The organism is Streptomyces sp. SID14436 (genome assembly GCF_010548465.1).
GTDB lineage: Bacteria > Actinomycetota > Actinomycetes > Streptomycetales > Streptomycetaceae > Streptomyces.
The window spans coordinates 1-801 of the sequence record NZ_JAAGMD010000313.1 but is presented as its reverse complement, the minus strand read 5'-3'; the positions used below and the strand labels follow the sequence as shown (position 1 = coordinate 801).

Annotated in this window: 1 protein-coding gene; it reads right to left on the bottom strand. The window is 76.9% G+C overall.

Annotated features, from left to right (window positions below):
- Window positions 1-65: 65 nt before the first annotated feature.
- On the bottom strand, window positions 66-801 hold a 736-nt coding region (locus G3I53_RS11205), incomplete at its 5' end, for a GtrA family protein (protein WP_203616936.1).

Genomic DNA, 801 nt, shown 5'->3' with positions numbered 1-801 from the left:
GGCGGCCGGGACGGCGGCGGGGGTGACGGTGGCGGGGGTCGGGCCGGGCCGGCCGGTGCCGGTGCTCATGGGCGGGGGGTTCCTGTCGTGCGGCGGGAGGGGGAGCGGGAGCCGGGGAACACCCAGGCCCGCAGGAGGAGGAAACGCAGCAGGGTCGCGGCGAGGCCGGCGAGGACCAGGGTCAGGAGTTCGGCGCCGGGGGCGGCGCCGGGCGCCGCGCGGTGCAGCAGGGCCAGCGAACCGCTGGTCAGGGCCAGCCCGACCAGGAAGGCGGCCAGGCTCTTCAGGTGGTGCCGCAGCACCCCGCCGCGCCCCCGTACGCCGAAGGTGAGCCGCCGGTTCGCGGCCGTGTTGGCGAGCGTGCCGGCCAGCAGGGCGAGCGCGTTGGCCGCCTGCGCCCCGGTCCAGGGGCGCAGCACCGTGTACAGCAGCAGGTGGAACAGCGTGCTGGCGGCGCCGACCGCGGCGAACCGCAGCAGCTGCGGGACCAGGCCGGGCGGCAGTCCGTCGGCGCGGCGCAGCGCGGTCACCGGCAGCCGCCCGCCGGCGAGGGCACGCGCCAGCCGGGCCATGCCGCGCAGGTCGGCCAGGGCGGTGGAGAGGATGTCGACCCGGCTGTCGGGGTCGTCCACCCAGTCCACCGGCACCTCGTGGATCCGCAGCCCGGCGCGCTCGGCGAGCACCAGCAGTTCGGTGTCGAAGAACCACTCACGGTCCTCGACCAGGGGCAGCAGATGTTCGGCGACGTCCCGCCGCACCGCCTTGAATCCGCACTGCGCGTCGGTGAAACCCACCGCGAGG